The sequence below is a fragment of the Janthinobacterium violaceinigrum genome (assembly GCF_009208555.1).
Taxonomy (GTDB): Bacteria; Pseudomonadota; Gammaproteobacteria; order Burkholderiales; family Burkholderiaceae_D; genus Janthinobacterium; species Janthinobacterium violaceinigrum.
This window is the reverse complement of the sequence record NZ_WFLI01000007.1, coordinates 51,563-66,896: the sequence shown is the minus strand read 5'-3', so window position 1 is coordinate 66,896 and position 15,334 is coordinate 51,563. Positions and strand designations below refer to the sequence as shown.

Genomic DNA, 15,334 nt, shown 5'->3' with positions numbered 1-15,334 from the left:
CAATCTGACTGTCACAAAGGCATCTGTTGATTAATACAGGCAGAGCCAGTGTCGTTTTCAATGCGATGGGTTATCACTCGAAAGAAAAAAGATGTCTGAGGAATTGAGAAATAAAGAAAAAAACATGGTGGAAAATGAAAATACTGAAGGTTTTCATTTTTTGGATGTGTTAACGCTATTCGTCCGACAAAAGAAGATATTGTTCACAGTGCCACTTATAACGGGGATTGCAGCTACTGTTGTTGCATTCATGATTACGCCCACATTTTCATCAATGGCAGTTATTCTTCCTCCCCAGCAGCAAAGTTCGGGCGTCGCTGCCATGTTAGGACAACTTGGAGGGTTGGCTGGGGCTGCAGGCAACATTGCCGGGTTAAAAAATTCCAATGATTTATATGTCGCCATGCTGCGAAGCCGTACCATTGCTGATAAATTGATCACCCGCTTTGATTTGAAGACACGATTTAAAGTGGAAACAATGGACGAAGCGCGTAAGTCGCTCGATAGCCTTTCGACGATAATTAGTGATAAGTCCGGTACTATTTCTATTCAGGTGGAAAATCGCGATCCAAAATTTTCTGCCGAACTGGCCAATGCTTATGTTGGTGAGTTGTCGGATTTGAATCAATATATGGCAATTACTGATGCTGCACAGCGTCGGCTGTTTTTTGAAAAACAGTTAGTGACAGCCAAGGATGCGTTAGCGGATGCAGAAATCGGTTTGCAAAAAGTTCAGGAAAAAACGGGCATGCTCGAATTGAGTGGCCAGGTAAAGGGCATTATTGGTAATGTTGCCCAGCTAGAAGCGGTAATTTCGGCAAAGGAAGTGCAACTTAGTGCGATGCGCAGTTTTGCGACAAATCAAAATCCCGAACTCATTCGTTTGCAGGGGGAAATTCAGGGTTATCAGGCTCAGCTTGAAAAGCTAAAAACTGGAAAGCTATCTAAAGATGGCGATATGATGGTGGCGACTGGGAAAATTCCTGAAATAGGCGTCGAATATATACGGCGTTTGCGTGATGTGAAATATCATGAAGCCATGTTTGAATTGCTATCAAAACAATATGAGTTGGCCAAGATCGACGAGGCAAAGGAGTCATCCAGTATACAAATTCTCGATAGTGCCGTTCCAGCAGAGAAAAAATCAAAGCCGCGGAAAATGAGCATAATAGTATTGGGGTTTGTTGCTGGCGGGTTGTTGGCTTTATTTTTGGTATTGATGCGTGATGCTTATTTGCGAACAATTAATAATGCTGCTGGGAAAAAACGTTGGGATATTTTTGTAAATTCTTGGAAAAATAATTAATCATTACATGGCCTGTATGCCATGCATGGATATGATTGTTGCTTAACTTTGATGGGTAGGAAAAATGAAAGCAGTTATTCTGGCGGGTGGATTGGGGACCCGCATTAGCGAAGAAACATCTACAAAACCGAAACCAATGGTCGAAATCGGTGGGAAACCCATCCTGTGGCATATCATGAAGAGCTACTCGGCGCATGGTGTGAATGATTTCATTATTTGTTGTGGCTATAAAGGATATGTAATCAAGGAATACTTCGCTAATTATTTTCTTCATACCTCTGACGTAACGTTTGACATGCAGAATAACCAGATGGAGGTGCATGCCCGTAATGCTGAACCCTGGAAGGTGACGCTCGTTGATACTGGCGACGAGACTATGACGGGGGGGCGCCTGAAGCGGGTCAAGCAGTATCTGGAAGGCGAAGAGGCATTTTGCTTTACCTACGGCGATGGCGTCAGTGACGTCAACATTGCTGAATCGATCTCCTTCCATAAGGCTCACGGCAAGCTCGCTACCTTGACCGCGACCCAGCCACCCGGTCGTTTCGGCGCCTTGATTCTGGACGGTCAGAAAATCAATAGCTTCCAGGAAAAGCCACAAGGTGATGGCGCGTGGATTAATGGTGGGTATTTCGTTTTGTCGCCGAAGGTCATTGACTATATCGCTGACGATAGCACCACGTGGGAAAAGCAGCCGCTGGAGGACCTGGCCCGCGAAGGTCAATTGGATGCATTCTTTCATCGCGGCTTCTGGCAACCGATGGATACCTTGCGTGATAAGGTTCTTTTGGAGGAACTGTGGCAGTCCGGCAAAGCACCATGGAAGGCTTACTGATGAATGCCGCATTTTGGGCAGGAAAGCGGGTTTTCCTGACCGGCCATACCGGATTCAAGGGGGGCTGGCTCAGCTTGTGGTTGCAGCAGCTTGGCGCCGAAGTGACAGGTTATGCACTAGAAGCACCGACTGTTCCCAGTCTGTTCGAGGTGGCCAACGTAGCCCGCGGCATGCGTTCGGTCATCGGCGATGTGCGCGATGGGGACGCTGTCAAGCGCGCCATGGCAGTGGCCCGTCCAGAAATCGTTATCCACATGGCGGCTCAGCCGTTAGTGCGCTATTCGTACGTGAATCCGGTGGAAACCTATGCCACCAACGTGATGGGCGTGGTCAACCTGCTGGAGGCCGTGCGCGCCACGCCTGGCGTACGCGCAGTTGTGAATGTTACCAGCGATAAGTGCTATGAAAACCGTGAGTGGCCATGGGGTTACCGCGAAAATGAGGCAATGGGCGGCTATGATCCCTATAGCAACAGCAAGGGTTGCGCAGAACTCGTCACGGCCGGCTATCGCAGTTCCTTCTTCAACGCGGAAAAGTATTCTGAACATGGTATTGCCTTGGGCAGTGGTCGTGCCGGTAACGTTATCGGCGGTGGAGACTGGGCGCTGGACCGGCTGATTCCAGACATGCTGCGCGCCATTGGCGCGAGTGAACCCGTCATGATCAGAAATCCACATGCAATCCGACCATGGCAGCACGTGCTCGAGCCCCTGAGCGGTTATCTTACCTTGGCGGAAAAGTTGTATCTGGAAGGACCATTGCACGCCGAAGGCTGGAATTTTGGCCCGCACGATACCGATGCCAAACCCGTTGAATGGATCATCGAACGCATGACGCAAGAGTGGGGCGCTGGCGCCTCTTGGTTGCTCGACGGTCAAGACCATCCACACGAAGCGACGTACCTGAAGCTTGATTGCTCCAAGGCGCGCGGTCAGCTTGGTTGGTATCCGCGCTGGGATATCGGCGAGACTATCACCAAAATTGTCGAGTGGCATAAAGCCTGCGACCAGGGAGCCGACATGCGTGAAATGACGTTGGCCCAAATCACCACTTATCAAAATACCTAACAAATTGAAGGCTGTATCATGAGCGAACAACTGACCCAACAACAAATCCGTGAGCAAATCGCGGCACTGGTAGCGCAATACGGCAAGCTGGCTAGCGTACCGAAACCATTTGAACCCGGTGTGACTGTGATTCCACCCGCCGGCAAAGTGGTTGGCGCGCCTGAAATGGGCCTGATGGTTGAGGCTTCACTGGATGCCTGGTTGACCACCGGGCGTTTCAATGATGAATTCGAACAGCGTCTGGCCAAATTTATCGGGGTTGAGTTCCTGATCACGGTCAATTCCGGCTCGTCGGCCAATCTGGTGGCCTTCTCGGCCCTGACTTCGCCGAAGCTGGGCGCGCGCGCTATCCAGCCAGGTGACGAAGTCATCGGTGTCGCAGCGGGATTCCCGACTACCGTCAATCCTATCCTGCAGTTCGGTGCTGTACCCGTGTTCGTCGATGTCGAGTTGGGCACCTACAATATCGATGCCTCGAAAATCGAAGCGGCCATCACGGACAAGACCAAGGCCATCATGCTGGCGCATACCTTGGGTAATCCATTTAATCTGGAAGTCATCGTCGCGCTGTGTAAGAAATACAATCTGTGGCTGGTGGAAGATTGCTGTGATGCCCTGGGCGCCACATATAACGGCCAGATGTGCGGAACCTTTGGCGATATCGGCACCATGAGCTTTTATCCTGCACATCACATCACGATGGGCGAAGGTGGAGCGGTATTTACCAACAATCCGGAACTGAAGGCCATCGCAGAATCATTCCGCGACTGGGGCCGTGACTGCTACTGCGCGCCGGGCAAGGATAATACCTGCGGGCAACGTTTCTGCTGCAAGCTTGGTACGCTGCCAGATGGCTATGACCACAAGTACACTTACAGCCACCTGGGTTACAACCTGAAGATCACCGACATGCAGGCTGCATGCGGCCTGGCACAAATGGATCGTGCTGCGGGCTTTGTGCAAGCGCGCAAGGACAACTTTGCTTACATGAAAGATGGCCTGAAAAACTGTGAGGAATTTCTGATTTTGCCGGAAGCAACGCCCAATTCGGATCCGTCCTGGTTTGGCTTTCCGATCACATTGCGCCCAGAGGCCAATGTGGACCGGGTTAATCTGTTAACGTTCCTTGACCAACACAAGATTGGGACACGGTTGCTGTTCGCCGGTAATCTGACACGCCAGCCCTATATGATTGGGCGTAATTATCGCGTTTCGGGCGAACTGACAAATACTGACCGTATCATGCACGATACGTTGTGGATTGGTGTCTTCCCTGGCTTGACTAAGGAAATGATGGACTTCTCGATCAGTAAAATCGAAGAATTTTTCGGTGTAAATTTTTAATATTGCTATCAGCGGCCATATGAAATATACCCAGTTACGCTCGATTTTTTTCCAATAAGCGTGTTATTGAAGTTTTACGGCGTTGCTGAATATTTATTGGTTTTCATAATATCTCATTCGCCGTAAAACTGTTGTGAGAGTTAAATGTATCGCGCGGATGTGTTTTATCTTGAAATTACTTAAAATTCATTGAATTTAAGGCATTGTGGTTTTGATTTTCTTGCTTAATTATGGATATGTCTTTTTCGTAACGATATGTTGGTTTGTATTTTGATTTGTGGAAGTAAAAAGTCAGATAGATATTATTCATGTTGAATAATTTACAATTGGAAATGTAATGATTTTATTAACTGGTGCTACTGGCTTCTTAGGGAGTCGGATCCTCTCCGCACTACTAAAAAACGGCAATGAAGTTGTTGTTGTGAAACGATCTTTTTCCAATACGGATAAGATTGGTGAATTTCTATCAGATGAAAAACTCCACACATTTGACATCGATCTTTCAGATCCAAGGAAATTGTTCGAAAAATATCCGATTGAGACAATTATCCACACAGCAACTGAATATGGGCGCGGAACAACACCCGTAATTAAAACTCTTGAAGCAAATTTAATGTTGCCAATTCGATTGGCGGAGCTGGGGATAAGTTACGGAGTAAAGTGTTTCATTAATACGGATTCATTTTTTAACAAGGAAAATAAATCCTATTCTGGCCTGCCAAGCTATTCGCTTTCCAAGAAAAATCTACTTACCTGGCTGACGAATTTATCTAAAGAACTGAAAATTATTAACGTCGTTCTTGAGCATGTTTATGGCCCACAGGATGATCGTTCAAAGTTTGTTGAATATGCTATACAAGAAATCGCCGTGAAAAAGGTAGCGAAAATTGCACTTACGCACGGTCATCAAAAGCGTGATTTTATTTATGTTGATGATGTAGCTGACGCATATATTAAGTTAATTGAATATGGAAGGAAAGAAAATTTTCTTTTTAAGAATTTTGAAGTTGGTAGCGGCGAAAGTCATTCAATTCGTGATTTTATAGAAACGATCAAGCATCTGTCCGGAAGTTCAACCGAGCTATGTTTTGGTGCGATTGAGTATAGAAGTGATGAAATAATGAATTCAACAGCTGATATAGGCGAAATAAAAAAATTAAACTGGAGCCCCACTTTTATGTTGCAAGATGGGGTAAGGAATATATTAAAAGCCTATAAGTTGATAGATGTAAAATAAAAATGAAATTAGAAAAAAATTTCCCAGATCTGATAAGCCGCTTATGGCATCATGTAGGCCATCAACGCCGGCGTCAACTGTGGTTGCTTCTTGCGTTAACAATTTTCGCGTCGTTTGCTGAAATATTAAGCATAGGATCGGTGTTGCCTTTTATTGGTGCGTTGACGAATCCAGAACGTATTTTTAATAATCCCACTGCATCTCATTTCATTAGATTTTTTAATTTGACGTCGGCAGAGCAATTGTTGCTTCCGCTGACCATTATTTTCAGTATTGCCGCACTTTTCGCAGGAATATTGCGGATGTTACTGCTTCGCCTGTCAACAAAAATTTCTTTTGAAATAGGTTCGGATTTAAGCAACAATGCTTATCGACGGACATTGTACCAATCGTATGCGACTCAGATATCCAGAAACAGTAGCGAAGTAATAAATGTAATATGGATAAAAATCAGTGAAGTAATATTTTATATATTAATGCCAAGTTTGACTCTAATTAGCTCCTTGGCAATGATATCTGCCATTATATTTGTTTTATGCTACATTATTCCGGGTATAGCGCTCGCAATAATTGCCTGTTTTGGTTTGATATACGCTGTTATTATAAAAATAACAAGAAAGCATCTTAAAGAGAGCAGTAAAAGAATAGCTTCTGAGTCAAATAATGTGATGCGGTCGCTGCAAGAGGGTTTAGGCGGAGTTCGAGATATTCTGATAGACGGCAGTCAAGAGAGTTTTTGCGAAATTTACCGTAAAACAGACAAAATTTTGCGCAATGCCCAAGGCAGTAATCAGTTTATCAGCCAGAGTCCGCGATTTGCCATGGAAAGCCTAGGGACAATATTGATTGCCGGGTTGGCATACGTGCTTTCGCAACGGGAAGACGGCATTGCCAATGCAATTCCAATTCTGGCGGCGTTGGCGCTAGGCTTACAGCGGATATTGCCATCGCTACAGCAAGCTTATAACTCCTGGTCGCTGATTCAGGGGGCGCAAGCGTCGTTGCAGGATACCTTGGAGCTCTTAGATCAGGATCTGCCATCTCACGCTGAACAGAAAATAATGCCCTTGCTTCATTTCAATGAAAAAATATCATTAAAAAATGTTTGTTTCCGATATACATCAGACACATCATGGATACTGCATCAGGTTGATCTGGAAATTAGAAAAGGTAGTCGCGTAGGTTTTATTGGTGGAACCGGCAGTGGCAAAAGTACCATAATCGATGTCATTATGGGACTTTTAGATCCTGTCTACGGGACGCTGGAAATTGACGGCATGCCTGTTTCCCTTGCAAACAAGAGAGCATGGCAATCGAGAATTGCGCATGTTCCACAGTCCGTATTTTTAACGGATAACAGCATAGAAGAGAATATTGCATTTGGCATCCCTAAAGATGAGATTTCCGCAGATCGGGTCAGGGATGCGGCTAGACAGGCTCAGCTTACTGAAACTATTGAGGCATGGCCGGATAAGTATGCGACGGTCGTGGGGGAACGGGGCGTCCAGTTATCCGGTGGGCAGCGTCAGCGTATCGGTATAGCCCGTGCTTTGTACAAGCAAGCAGATGTTATCGTACTTGATGAAGCTACCAGTGCGTTGGATACGGACACCGAGAAGGCAATCATGCTTTCTATTGAAGAACTGAATGATGATATAACGATATTAATTGTGGCACATAGACTTAACACATTAGAAAACTGTACCGAGATCGTAGAAGTGCAGAAAGGTGCAGTACATCGAAAAGAAAAAATGCATTTTACGGCATTGTCATAGCACTATGAGTGAAATAACATTAAGCTTCTGTATTCCTACATATAATCGTGGCGAAATTGTTTTCAAAAACATATTAAACATATTGCGTTGCCCCGATCCTGATATTGAAGTTGTGGTTCTTGACAATGGTTCTACTGATAATACACTGGAGTTATTGGGGGGCATTGTTGATAATCGGTTATCAATTTATGCGAACGGTGCAAACAGGGGTTTTTTATATAATGTCCTACATGTCATTGATAAGGGTAAAGGAAATTATCTAATTTTCTCTACAGATAAAGATACCTTTTCTTCGGAAAAAATATCACAGTTTAAAAAATTTCTGTTGGCACAATCTGATTTGGCCGGCGGGTTTTGCCAATTTAACTCAAAATCTCTAAAGATCTTTGATTTATTTCCAGCAGGCTTTTCCGCAGTTAGAGAGATTGCTCATCAAGCGAGGCACCCAACAGGTTTCTTTTTCAATAATAAATTATTGAAAAAAATAAAATTGGTCGAAAACTACTCGGATAGCCAATATGTGGACCTTTTCCCGCTTGATTTTGTTTTTGGGAAATTGTGTTTATTGGGCCAAGGTGCAATTTACTATCCAAACTTTATCCAATTGGAAACTGGTGCCATGGCGGCGAAAGTAAAGTCATTTGAGACAAAGGGCATTCAGAAGGAAGCTTTCTTTTCACCTGCATCAAGATTAAGAATGGCAATCAATTTTTGTCATCACATCAATACACTTGATCTGTTATCAAAAGAAAAAACCAGGCTTTCCGTTGATGTTTTTATGCGTGGACTGAGTGGCGCAACTACAGGTTATAAAGCAGTAATGAAAAATGATGATCTTTGTATTCATTATGGGATGCCGCCAAGAAATGTTTCGACTCAAGAAATGATAAATCAAGGACTAACTTATTGTTTTAGTTTCTTTAAAATCACTTGGAGTTCAGGAAAAGAAAAATACTTATCAAGGGTGTCATTTGTTTTCCACATGATGAATTTTGTACTTTTGAAGATTTGCAAAAAATTAAGTGGCAGTGAAAAATGACTGAAATTTCTTTATCTATTGTGATCCCAACCTATAATAGGGCATCGAAATTAAATTATTTATTGTCATCATTATTTGGTAAATCTTGTAATTTTCATACTGATGTTGAGGTTGTTATTTTAGATAATGCATCCGCTGACAATACCGAAGATGTAGTATCTAATTTTTCAAAGTCGTATCCAATAAAGTATCTTAAGCGAGAAAAAAATATCGGCATGGATGCTAATATAGCGTCATGTTTTGATGCTGCAAACGGTAAATATTTGTGGGTACTGGGTGATGATGAAATATTATATCGAGGGACACTTGACTACGTTTTAAATTTATGCCGGGTTGAAAACTTTGGAATTCTTTATATGGAAAATCGGGGATTTCAAGATGGCGAAGAAGGTAAGGTGGAATTAATTTCAGTTCCAGGTACTCCGGATGTTATTACATTAAGCTCCGAGAAAATGTTTCGTGAGGTTAATGTTTTCTTGACTTTCATTTCTGCAAACATTGTTAATAAATCTGCTGTTATCAATAGTTTTCCTGAATTTAACTCTAGATCCGATACGAATACATTTTTGCCGCAAATGGCGTGGATGTATAGTGCGTTGAAATCGGTTGATCAACATTTCTTTGTTCGCTCGCCCATGTTGGGTGCCCTGACTGGAAATACCGGTGGGTATAAGCTAATCGAAGTTTTTGGTATTAATTTGATAAATATAACAAAAAAATATTTTGACAAAAGCTTGCCAGCTGCAGCAAACATCATGTCGAATGCAGTCATTACCAGATTACTTCCAGGTGAGATAATTCGGCAAAATGGTGAGTCATCAGCCAAAAGCAAATTTGAACATGAAGATGTAAAAAAAGCAATTTATTCATGTTTTGAAAATAAGATATATTTTAAGATTTTCTTAAAGCCAATACTTTCCGGCTCTGTTTTCAAGCGAAAAATTTCTTTTTTCTTTGTACGAGTATTTAACAGAGTGAATAAGAAAATCAGGTACGCCATGCTTTAAGTTGAGATGACTTCACATATGAATTTTTAAAATATAAATGCTGAAATTAATAAAAATATTTTCCAAGAAATGTAAGAGTGATGGGCCAATATTGGCTTCGCTATTTATATTGCTACGTATCATTCAAAAATTAAAATCCATCTTCTATGCTAAAATATTAAAGGCCCCCGGCCTTAATTTGGGTTCTGGTTGTCAGATCTTTGGAAAGAAATATATTAGATTTGGGCGGAATATATCGGTCCACAAAAATTTATGGTTGGAAGCAGTCAGTGAATATAATGGCCTACCTTACTCTCCCAATATTTCTATTGGCGACCGCGTGAAAATCTCTGACAGGGTTCACATAACGGCCATTCATAGCATTGAAATTGGCGATGATGTTTTGCTGGGAAGTAATGTTTATATTTCAGACCATAATCATGGTATTTATAACGGGGAGACGAATGAACATAGTCATCCTGCGGAAGCGCCAGCGGACCGAAAGTTATATTCCTCGGGATCTGTTCGTATAGCCAGTAGTGTCTGGATTGGCGACAATGTAAATATTGTCGGTCCGGCAATGATAGGGGTGGGCGCTATTATTGCGTCTAATTCAGTGGTCCGTGGCAATGTTGCTGATGGCACGATAGTCGCTGGAATACCAGCCCGAGTCATAAAAAAATTCAACCACGCTTCACATAAATGGGAAAAATATGTCTGAATCACGCCGCAAATTTTCAATATGCATCCCGGCATATAATCGGGCTGTCCATTTGCCTGCGCTTTTAGATTCTATTTACGCACAAAATTTCAAGGATTTTGAGATTGTTATTTGCGAAGATCAATCGCGAGAACGTCCCCTTATTTCGGAGATTGCCAATAGATATGCTGAGAGGTATCCAAAAACCTTGACGTATATCGAGAATTCTGAAAATCTTGGTTATGATGCCAATGTGCGTAACATTATTGCCAATGCCAAGGGTGAATATTGTTTTTTTATGGGCAATGACGATCTGATGTGTTCCGGGGCGCTGGCTACAGTCGCGGCCGGAATTTCTCGACATAAAAATGTAGGATTGGTACTCAAAAGTTATGCATGGTTTGATAATACACCGGACAAAATTAATCAGGTAGTACGGTACTTTAATGAAGAACGAGTTCTTCAAGCTGGTAAAGAGGCCATTAGCATTTGTTTCCGCAGGGTTGGTGTGCTATCGGGCCTGATACTGCACAGGGATGCGGCAGAGAAGGCGGCGACAAGTGAATTTGATGGAACTCTTTACTATCAGATGCACATTACCTCAGAGGTGCTCGCGGAGATGAATGCCGTATGTTTGCCTGATGTCTTGGTTTTGAGCCGCAACAGCGAAGCTCCGGAATTCGGTAATAGTAGCCGTGAAAAAGGAAAATATACTCCTGGTGTATATACTCCAGAGGCTCGCTTGAACATGATTTCAGGAATCATCCGAATTGTCACTGCGCTGGACCATCGCCGAAATTTGGATATGAAAGATGAAGTCATGCGTGATTATGCCAATTATTTCTATCCATATATCAGGGACCAGCTGAATCTTCCTATTAAAAAATTCTATAATTTATATAGAAATTTCGGGAAAATGGGTTTTTCCCGCTACCCTATGTTTCATCTTTATTTTATCGTCTGTTATTTATTGGGACAAAATGGATTTGATAAAGTAACAGGCATAATTCGAAAAAAACTAGGCACAAGTCTCCAGATTGGATTAAGAAAATCCAGAGTTAATCGCTAGTAATATTTCATAAGTGCAGAATCATATGAATATGAGTTAATTCCATGATTATTTTGTTTATTTTTTCCTCGATTTTATTGTTATATAATTTTGGAAAAATTAAGAACGACTATCTTGACCCTCTATTTGGAGGGTTGTTTCTTTTGTATCTATATGGAATTGGTGGCGTCGGGATAACCTATTTTGTTGCCCAAGACTATCTAAATGGTTATGCTGATAATGAAATACTGACGGCTTCTATTTATGGTTTTTTATGCATGGTTCTCTATTGGTTAGGGTTTGCTTTTTCAAAAAAAATACCGCAACGTATCATTGATGTAGAGAAAAGTATATTTTTATGTGAAGGGACAACTCCCGTTGCCTATACATTGTTGGCGATCGGTTTTGTCTCTGGGGTATGCGCAATGATATATTTCTCAGGAAGTATTTCTTTGTTTTTGGCACATACGGATGAACGACAGATTAATTCGGTTGGAAAAACTTGGATACTATTTTTCTTGATGGCCGTAAAATGGGGATTTTTCGTTTTAATTTCTAAGCAAGTTAAATATTCCTTTTTTAATAGTAAGTTCTCGAAAGCCATTATTGGGGCAGGAGTATTTCTTCTATTGCTCATTTGGGGACGACTTTTTGTTATAGTTTTTCTCGTTCAGCTTATTATCTTTTACGTAGCGTCAAGAAAACTGTCAATTGGTAAGTTTTTTATGGGGGCGGGCTCGATTTTTATGGTCGTTTTTGTTGCCGGGATACAGCGCTGGATGCAAGGTGCCACTGAAGCTAAAAATATCGCCACGATCTCAGACACCGTAAATTTCGCGCTTAATAATATCGATTATAAGTATTTGCTGCTGCATAATTTCTTTGATGGTTGGTATGTCTATCTCGGCTATATCGCAACGGCCGTACGTCATGAATGGTCGTCCTGGGGAGCGATTACTATTGGATCGGCTTTTAAAGTTATCCCCGGTATGTATAGTAGTTTTCGCGACGCTTTTTTGAACAATACGGATAAGGTTTTGCGCGATACTTATGATATCGGAATGCGGGCATCAAATTTAATGGGTGAAATATTTTTGGATTTTAATTTCTTTGGCGCAGTATTGTTTTTTTTCTTAGGAATTTTCGTTGCAATTCTTTATCAACGAGAAAGAATTGAAAAAGAGTATACGAAGGAATTAAATGGTAGCCGTTTCTGGTCCTTGTTGTATGTGATCGTTCTTTCTAATTTTGCCATTGCGATACGCACTGGTTCTGCTGCAGGGTTTACATGGTTTTTTGCCGATATTTGCTGGTTTGCAATATGTGTTTTTTTATTGGGACGGCGTAGAAAAAATAATCTTGCTATGTAGATTGCCGCGTTTAGAAAATAATTCTTTCAGTTATTTAAAAGCTCGTTACTATATTTTATAATGTGCTATGACTTTGCAATTTGATGGATTGATGTTGAGGGATTTATATTAATGCGTATTTTGATTGATGGATTTTTGATCGGAAAGCCGCGTGGCTTGGGACGGTACGTGCGTGAGCTTATTAATGCATTAAAATTACATGCTCCGGATGATTTTGAAATTATTGTTGCGATCCCTCGTGGAACTGAACTTCCTGATTTTTTGAAATCTGAAAAGATAATTTATCGAGAATTTACGAGGTTTCCCTATCCAATATGGGAGCAGTTTGTTATACCATATTTGGTTTTTAATTTAAAAGCTGATATTTGTCATTGCCCATATAACACCATTCCATTTTTCCGGATGTCCGCAAAGTATGTTGTTACCATTCATGACCTCATATTCCAAGATTCATTAGGGCAGGGCTGGTATCAAAATTTCGGAAATTTATATCGGCGGCTTATGCTGAAAAGTATCGAGCACCGGCCACCTGTAGTTGTCACGGTGAGTAATGAGTCTGCCTCGGTGATTCAGCGTTCAATAGGATTGAACTCTCATGTCATGTACACACCAACTGAGACGGTTGGCCTGGATCATTGCCAGTCCTCGGAAAAAATAAACAAAGCGGAAAAGCTTCTTTTGCATATAGGTGGCACAGCTGCGCATAAGAATACCGTGAGAGTGATCCAGGCTTTTAAATTGGCTAATATTACCGGTTCTAAATTGGTGGTACTGGGAATGGATGTCTCAAGTGAAATTGCTCAGCAATATGTGGCCTCCGATACGATTTTTCCCGGTTGGGTAGAGGATGAGCAAATTGTCGATCTGTTCTCCGAAGCAGATATTTTGATATTTCCTAGTCTCGTGGAGGGATATGGGCTGCCCATTATTGAAGGATTTACCGCTGGCGTGCCTGTTTTGACTTCAGATCGGCCACCGATGAGTGAAATCGCTGGTGACGCTGCATATTTAATTAATCCCGAGTCGGTAGAGGAGATGGCGGCCGGAATGCGACTCCTGCTGAGTGACAAGCAATTGGCGTTTGATATGGTTAGCAAAGGAACAGAACGGCTATCGATAATTAATAGCCGGGCAATTTGCCATGATTTGAGCCGAGTTTATCGAAACATGATGAGCGCTTAATCCTTCTGAAAGATGGAAGCTATCTCTATTTTTGATAAAATGGTTTTTTCTGCCCGAGCAGAATTTTCGTATCGTTTTTTTCGATAAAGTAGAAAAAATATCAGTTGTAAGGTTTGAATAATGTTTAAAATTCTTGTCGTTAGTAATATTTATCCATTCCCAGCTGATACGGGGAAAAAAATAGTCATGAATGGTTTTCTCGATTATTTTCATTCCCGTTTCGGAGAAAATAGCGTGGAATGGATCATTATAAGCAATAAGAATATCGAGGAGAAAAATATTTCAAGTGTCGGCTTCCATAACGTGGATGTGCCGTCTTCTATGCGGAGATTGCTAAGTGTATTTTTTTATTCGTTTATATTGAGAAGGAAAAGTATTCAGGAGTCGATATTGTATACTCCGGCGCTTGGTGAAATGGTATGTAATGAAATAAAAAAATCCAAGCCGGATTTGATCATGTTTGATACCATACGGGCCGCACAATACGGTCTTCCCGTTGGCTATAAAGGCGATGCCTTTTTATATATGGACGACCTTTTTTCTGTCCGCTATGAGAAAATGTTGAATGTTTTGAGAAATGGCGATGCCGAGAATATGAATGTACTCGGGAATTTTTCGAATTTCATACCAAGAATCATCCGGCCGGCAGTTCAAAAATTAAAATTCTTTCAAAAATATCTTCTTGGTCTTGAAAAAAAACTGACAGAGAAAAGTGAGATTCAAACATCTGAAAATTTCCCGCTTAATATATTGTTAAATGCAGAAGAAGTTGCATTAATGAAAGCTCGTTCTCCGGGAACGCATGTTGTGAGGGCGAAGCCTATACTGCCGAAGCCTGCATCCAACTCATTTTTGAGAAAATATGACGGTGCATTCACGTTTATCTTCATCGGTGTTCTTAATTATGCTCCGAACGAACTGGCTATTTTAAAGTTCCTTAAGGAAGTTGTTCCCAATGTAATTGAAAAATGTCCTGAGTTCCGTTTGAGAATCATAGGAAAGCATGCCAGTGACGAACTGAAGGATGTTGTAAGTTGTTTTTCCGAGAATGTAGTATTGGAAGGATTTGTACCTGATCTAAGTGATGCTCTGGCCACCTGCTGTGGCATGTTGATACCATTAACGTTCGGAACAGGTATCAAGTTGAAGACATTGGAAGCATTGTCCTATGGTGTTCCAGTGATTTCTACATCGGTAGGGACGGAAGGAATTCCGCTGCAGAGCGGTAAAGATTGTTTCATCAATGACAATTTTGACGATTTTTTGGGCTTGATGGTTTTTTTAAAAGATCGAAAAAATAATGAAATGATGTCTGAAAATGCGAAGAAGTTTTTTGAGGAAAATTATTCAAAGGAAGTTATTTTTTCGGAATATGATCAAATGTTCAAAAAATATCTACTCCAAGACTGATTGTCGCACCTGTTTAAAACCACATTGAATGATAT

13 protein-coding genes are annotated in these 15,334 nt (G+C 41.7%); all 13 read left to right on the top strand.

The genetic code is table 11. From position 1 onward, the window contains the following. Positions 1–91 precede the first annotated feature (91 nt). The 13 genes from GCN75_RS08170 to GCN75_RS08110 all read left to right on the top strand — a co-directional run bounded on the left by GCN75_RS08170 (position 92) and on the right by GCN75_RS08110 (position 15,299). Positions 92–1,306: a GumC family protein gene (locus GCN75_RS08170; protein ID WP_152282118.1), complete on the top strand. Its 1,215-nt coding sequence runs from the start codon at positions 92–94 to the stop codon at positions 1,304–1,306. A gap of 64 nt (positions 1,307–1,370) precedes the next feature. Beyond that, positions 1,371–2,141, top strand: coding sequence for a glucose-1-phosphate cytidylyltransferase (gene rfbF / locus GCN75_RS08165; protein WP_152282117.1), 771 nt, complete (start codon positions 1,371–1,373; stop codon positions 2,139–2,141). Beyond that, positions 2,126–3,208: a CDP-glucose 4,6-dehydratase gene (gene rfbG / locus GCN75_RS08160; RefSeq protein ID WP_226941194.1), complete on the top strand. Its 1,083-nt coding sequence runs from the start codon at positions 2,126–2,128 to the stop codon at positions 3,206–3,208. The genes rfbF and rfbG overlap by 16 nt, the downstream gene beginning before the upstream one ends. Before the next feature lie 18 nt (positions 3,209–3,226). After that, entirely contained in the window at positions 3,227–4,552 is a 1,326-nt protein-coding gene (rfbH, locus tag GCN75_RS08155; RefSeq protein ID WP_152282116.1) for a lipopolysaccharide biosynthesis protein RfbH, read from the top strand. A 337-nt stretch (positions 4,553–4,889) separates the two neighbouring features. Next, on the top strand, positions 4,890–5,789 hold the full coding sequence (locus GCN75_RS08150; protein WP_152282115.1) for an NAD-dependent epimerase/dehydratase family protein: 900 nt from the start codon (positions 4,890–4,892) through the stop codon (positions 5,787–5,789). Between the two features lie 2 nt (positions 5,790–5,791). Continuing rightward, a complete protein-coding gene (locus GCN75_RS08145; protein WP_152282114.1) occupies positions 5,792–7,564 on the top strand; it encodes an ABC transporter ATP-binding protein in 1,773 nt (590 codons plus the stop codon). Between the two features lie 4 nt (positions 7,565–7,568). Then, entirely contained in the window at positions 7,569–8,603 is a 1,035-nt protein-coding gene (locus GCN75_RS08140) for a glycosyltransferase family 2 protein (RefSeq protein ID WP_193317417.1), read from the top strand. Next, positions 8,600–9,610, top strand: a complete 1,011-nt coding sequence (locus tag GCN75_RS08135) for a glycosyltransferase family 2 protein (protein WP_152282112.1) — start codon at positions 8,600–8,602, stop codon at positions 9,608–9,610. Before GCN75_RS08140 ends, GCN75_RS08135 begins: the two co-directional genes overlap by 4 nt. Before the next feature lie 37 nt (positions 9,611–9,647). Continuing rightward, entirely contained in the window at positions 9,648–10,310 is a 663-nt protein-coding gene (locus GCN75_RS08130) for an LbetaH domain-containing protein (RefSeq protein ID WP_152282111.1), read from the top strand. Beyond that, the gene (locus GCN75_RS08125) at positions 10,303–11,358 is read left to right on the top strand and encodes a glycosyltransferase family 2 protein (protein WP_152282110.1); all 1,056 of its coding nucleotides are present in this window, start codon (positions 10,303–10,305) and stop codon (positions 11,356–11,358) included. The genes GCN75_RS08130 and GCN75_RS08125 overlap by 8 nt, the downstream gene beginning before the upstream one ends. A 44-nt stretch (positions 11,359–11,402) precedes the next feature. Further along, positions 11,403–12,707 (top strand): hypothetical protein, encoded by a 1,305-nt coding sequence (locus tag GCN75_RS08120; protein ID WP_152282109.1) that lies wholly within the window; start codon positions 11,403–11,405, stop codon positions 12,705–12,707. Between the two features lie 111 nt (positions 12,708–12,818). Continuing rightward, positions 12,819–13,889, top strand: a complete 1,071-nt coding sequence (locus tag GCN75_RS08115) for a glycosyltransferase family 4 protein (protein ID WP_152282108.1) — start codon at positions 12,819–12,821, stop codon at positions 13,887–13,889. Between the two features lie 186 nt (positions 13,890–14,075). Continuing rightward, the gene (locus GCN75_RS08110; RefSeq protein WP_193317416.1) at positions 14,076–15,299 is read left to right on the top strand and encodes a glycosyltransferase; all 1,224 of its coding nucleotides are present in this window, start codon (positions 14,076–14,078) and stop codon (positions 15,297–15,299) included. Positions 15,300–15,334 lie beyond the last annotated feature (35 nt).

Excerpts from the sequence above, each read along its gene's own strand:
- GCN75_RS08145 (WP_152282114.1), top strand. The coding sequence starts at position 5,792 with ATGAAATTAGAAAAAAATTTCCCAGATCTGATAAGCCGCTTATGGCAT.
- GCN75_RS08170 (WP_152282118.1), top strand. The coding sequence starts at position 92 with ATGTCTGAGGAATTGAGAAATAAAGAAAAAAACATGGTGGAAAATGAA.
- rfbF (WP_152282117.1), top strand. The coding sequence starts at position 1,371 with ATGAAAGCAGTTATTCTGGCGGGTGGATTGGGGACCCGCATTAGCGAA.
- GCN75_RS08150 (WP_152282115.1), top strand. The coding sequence starts at position 4,890 with ATGATTTTATTAACTGGTGCTACTGGCTTCTTAGGGAGTCGGATCCTC.
- GCN75_RS08115 (WP_152282108.1), top strand. The coding sequence starts at position 12,819 with ATGCGTATTTTGATTGATGGATTTTTGATCGGAAAGCCGCGTGGCTTG.
- rfbH (WP_152282116.1), top strand. The coding sequence starts at position 3,227 with ATGAGCGAACAACTGACCCAACAACAAATCCGTGAGCAAATCGCGGCA.
- GCN75_RS08140 (WP_193317417.1), top strand. The coding sequence starts at position 7,569 with ATGAGTGAAATAACATTAAGCTTCTGTATTCCTACATATAATCGTGGC.
- GCN75_RS08110 (WP_193317416.1), top strand. The coding sequence starts at position 14,076 with ATGAATGGTTTTCTCGATTATTTTCATTCCCGTTTCGGAGAAAATAGC.
- GCN75_RS08120 (WP_152282109.1), top strand. The coding sequence starts at position 11,403 with ATGATTATTTTGTTTATTTTTTCCTCGATTTTATTGTTATATAATTTT.
- GCN75_RS08135 (WP_152282112.1), top strand. The coding sequence starts at position 8,600 with ATGACTGAAATTTCTTTATCTATTGTGATCCCAACCTATAATAGGGCA.
- GCN75_RS08130 (WP_152282111.1), top strand. The coding sequence starts at position 9,648 with ATGCTGAAATTAATAAAAATATTTTCCAAGAAATGTAAGAGTGATGGG.
- GCN75_RS08125 (WP_152282110.1), top strand. The coding sequence starts at position 10,303 with ATGTCTGAATCACGCCGCAAATTTTCAATATGCATCCCGGCATATAAT.
- rfbG (WP_226941194.1), top strand. The coding sequence starts at position 2,126 with ATGGAAGGCTTACTGATGAATGCCGCATTTTGGGCAGGAAAGCGGGTT.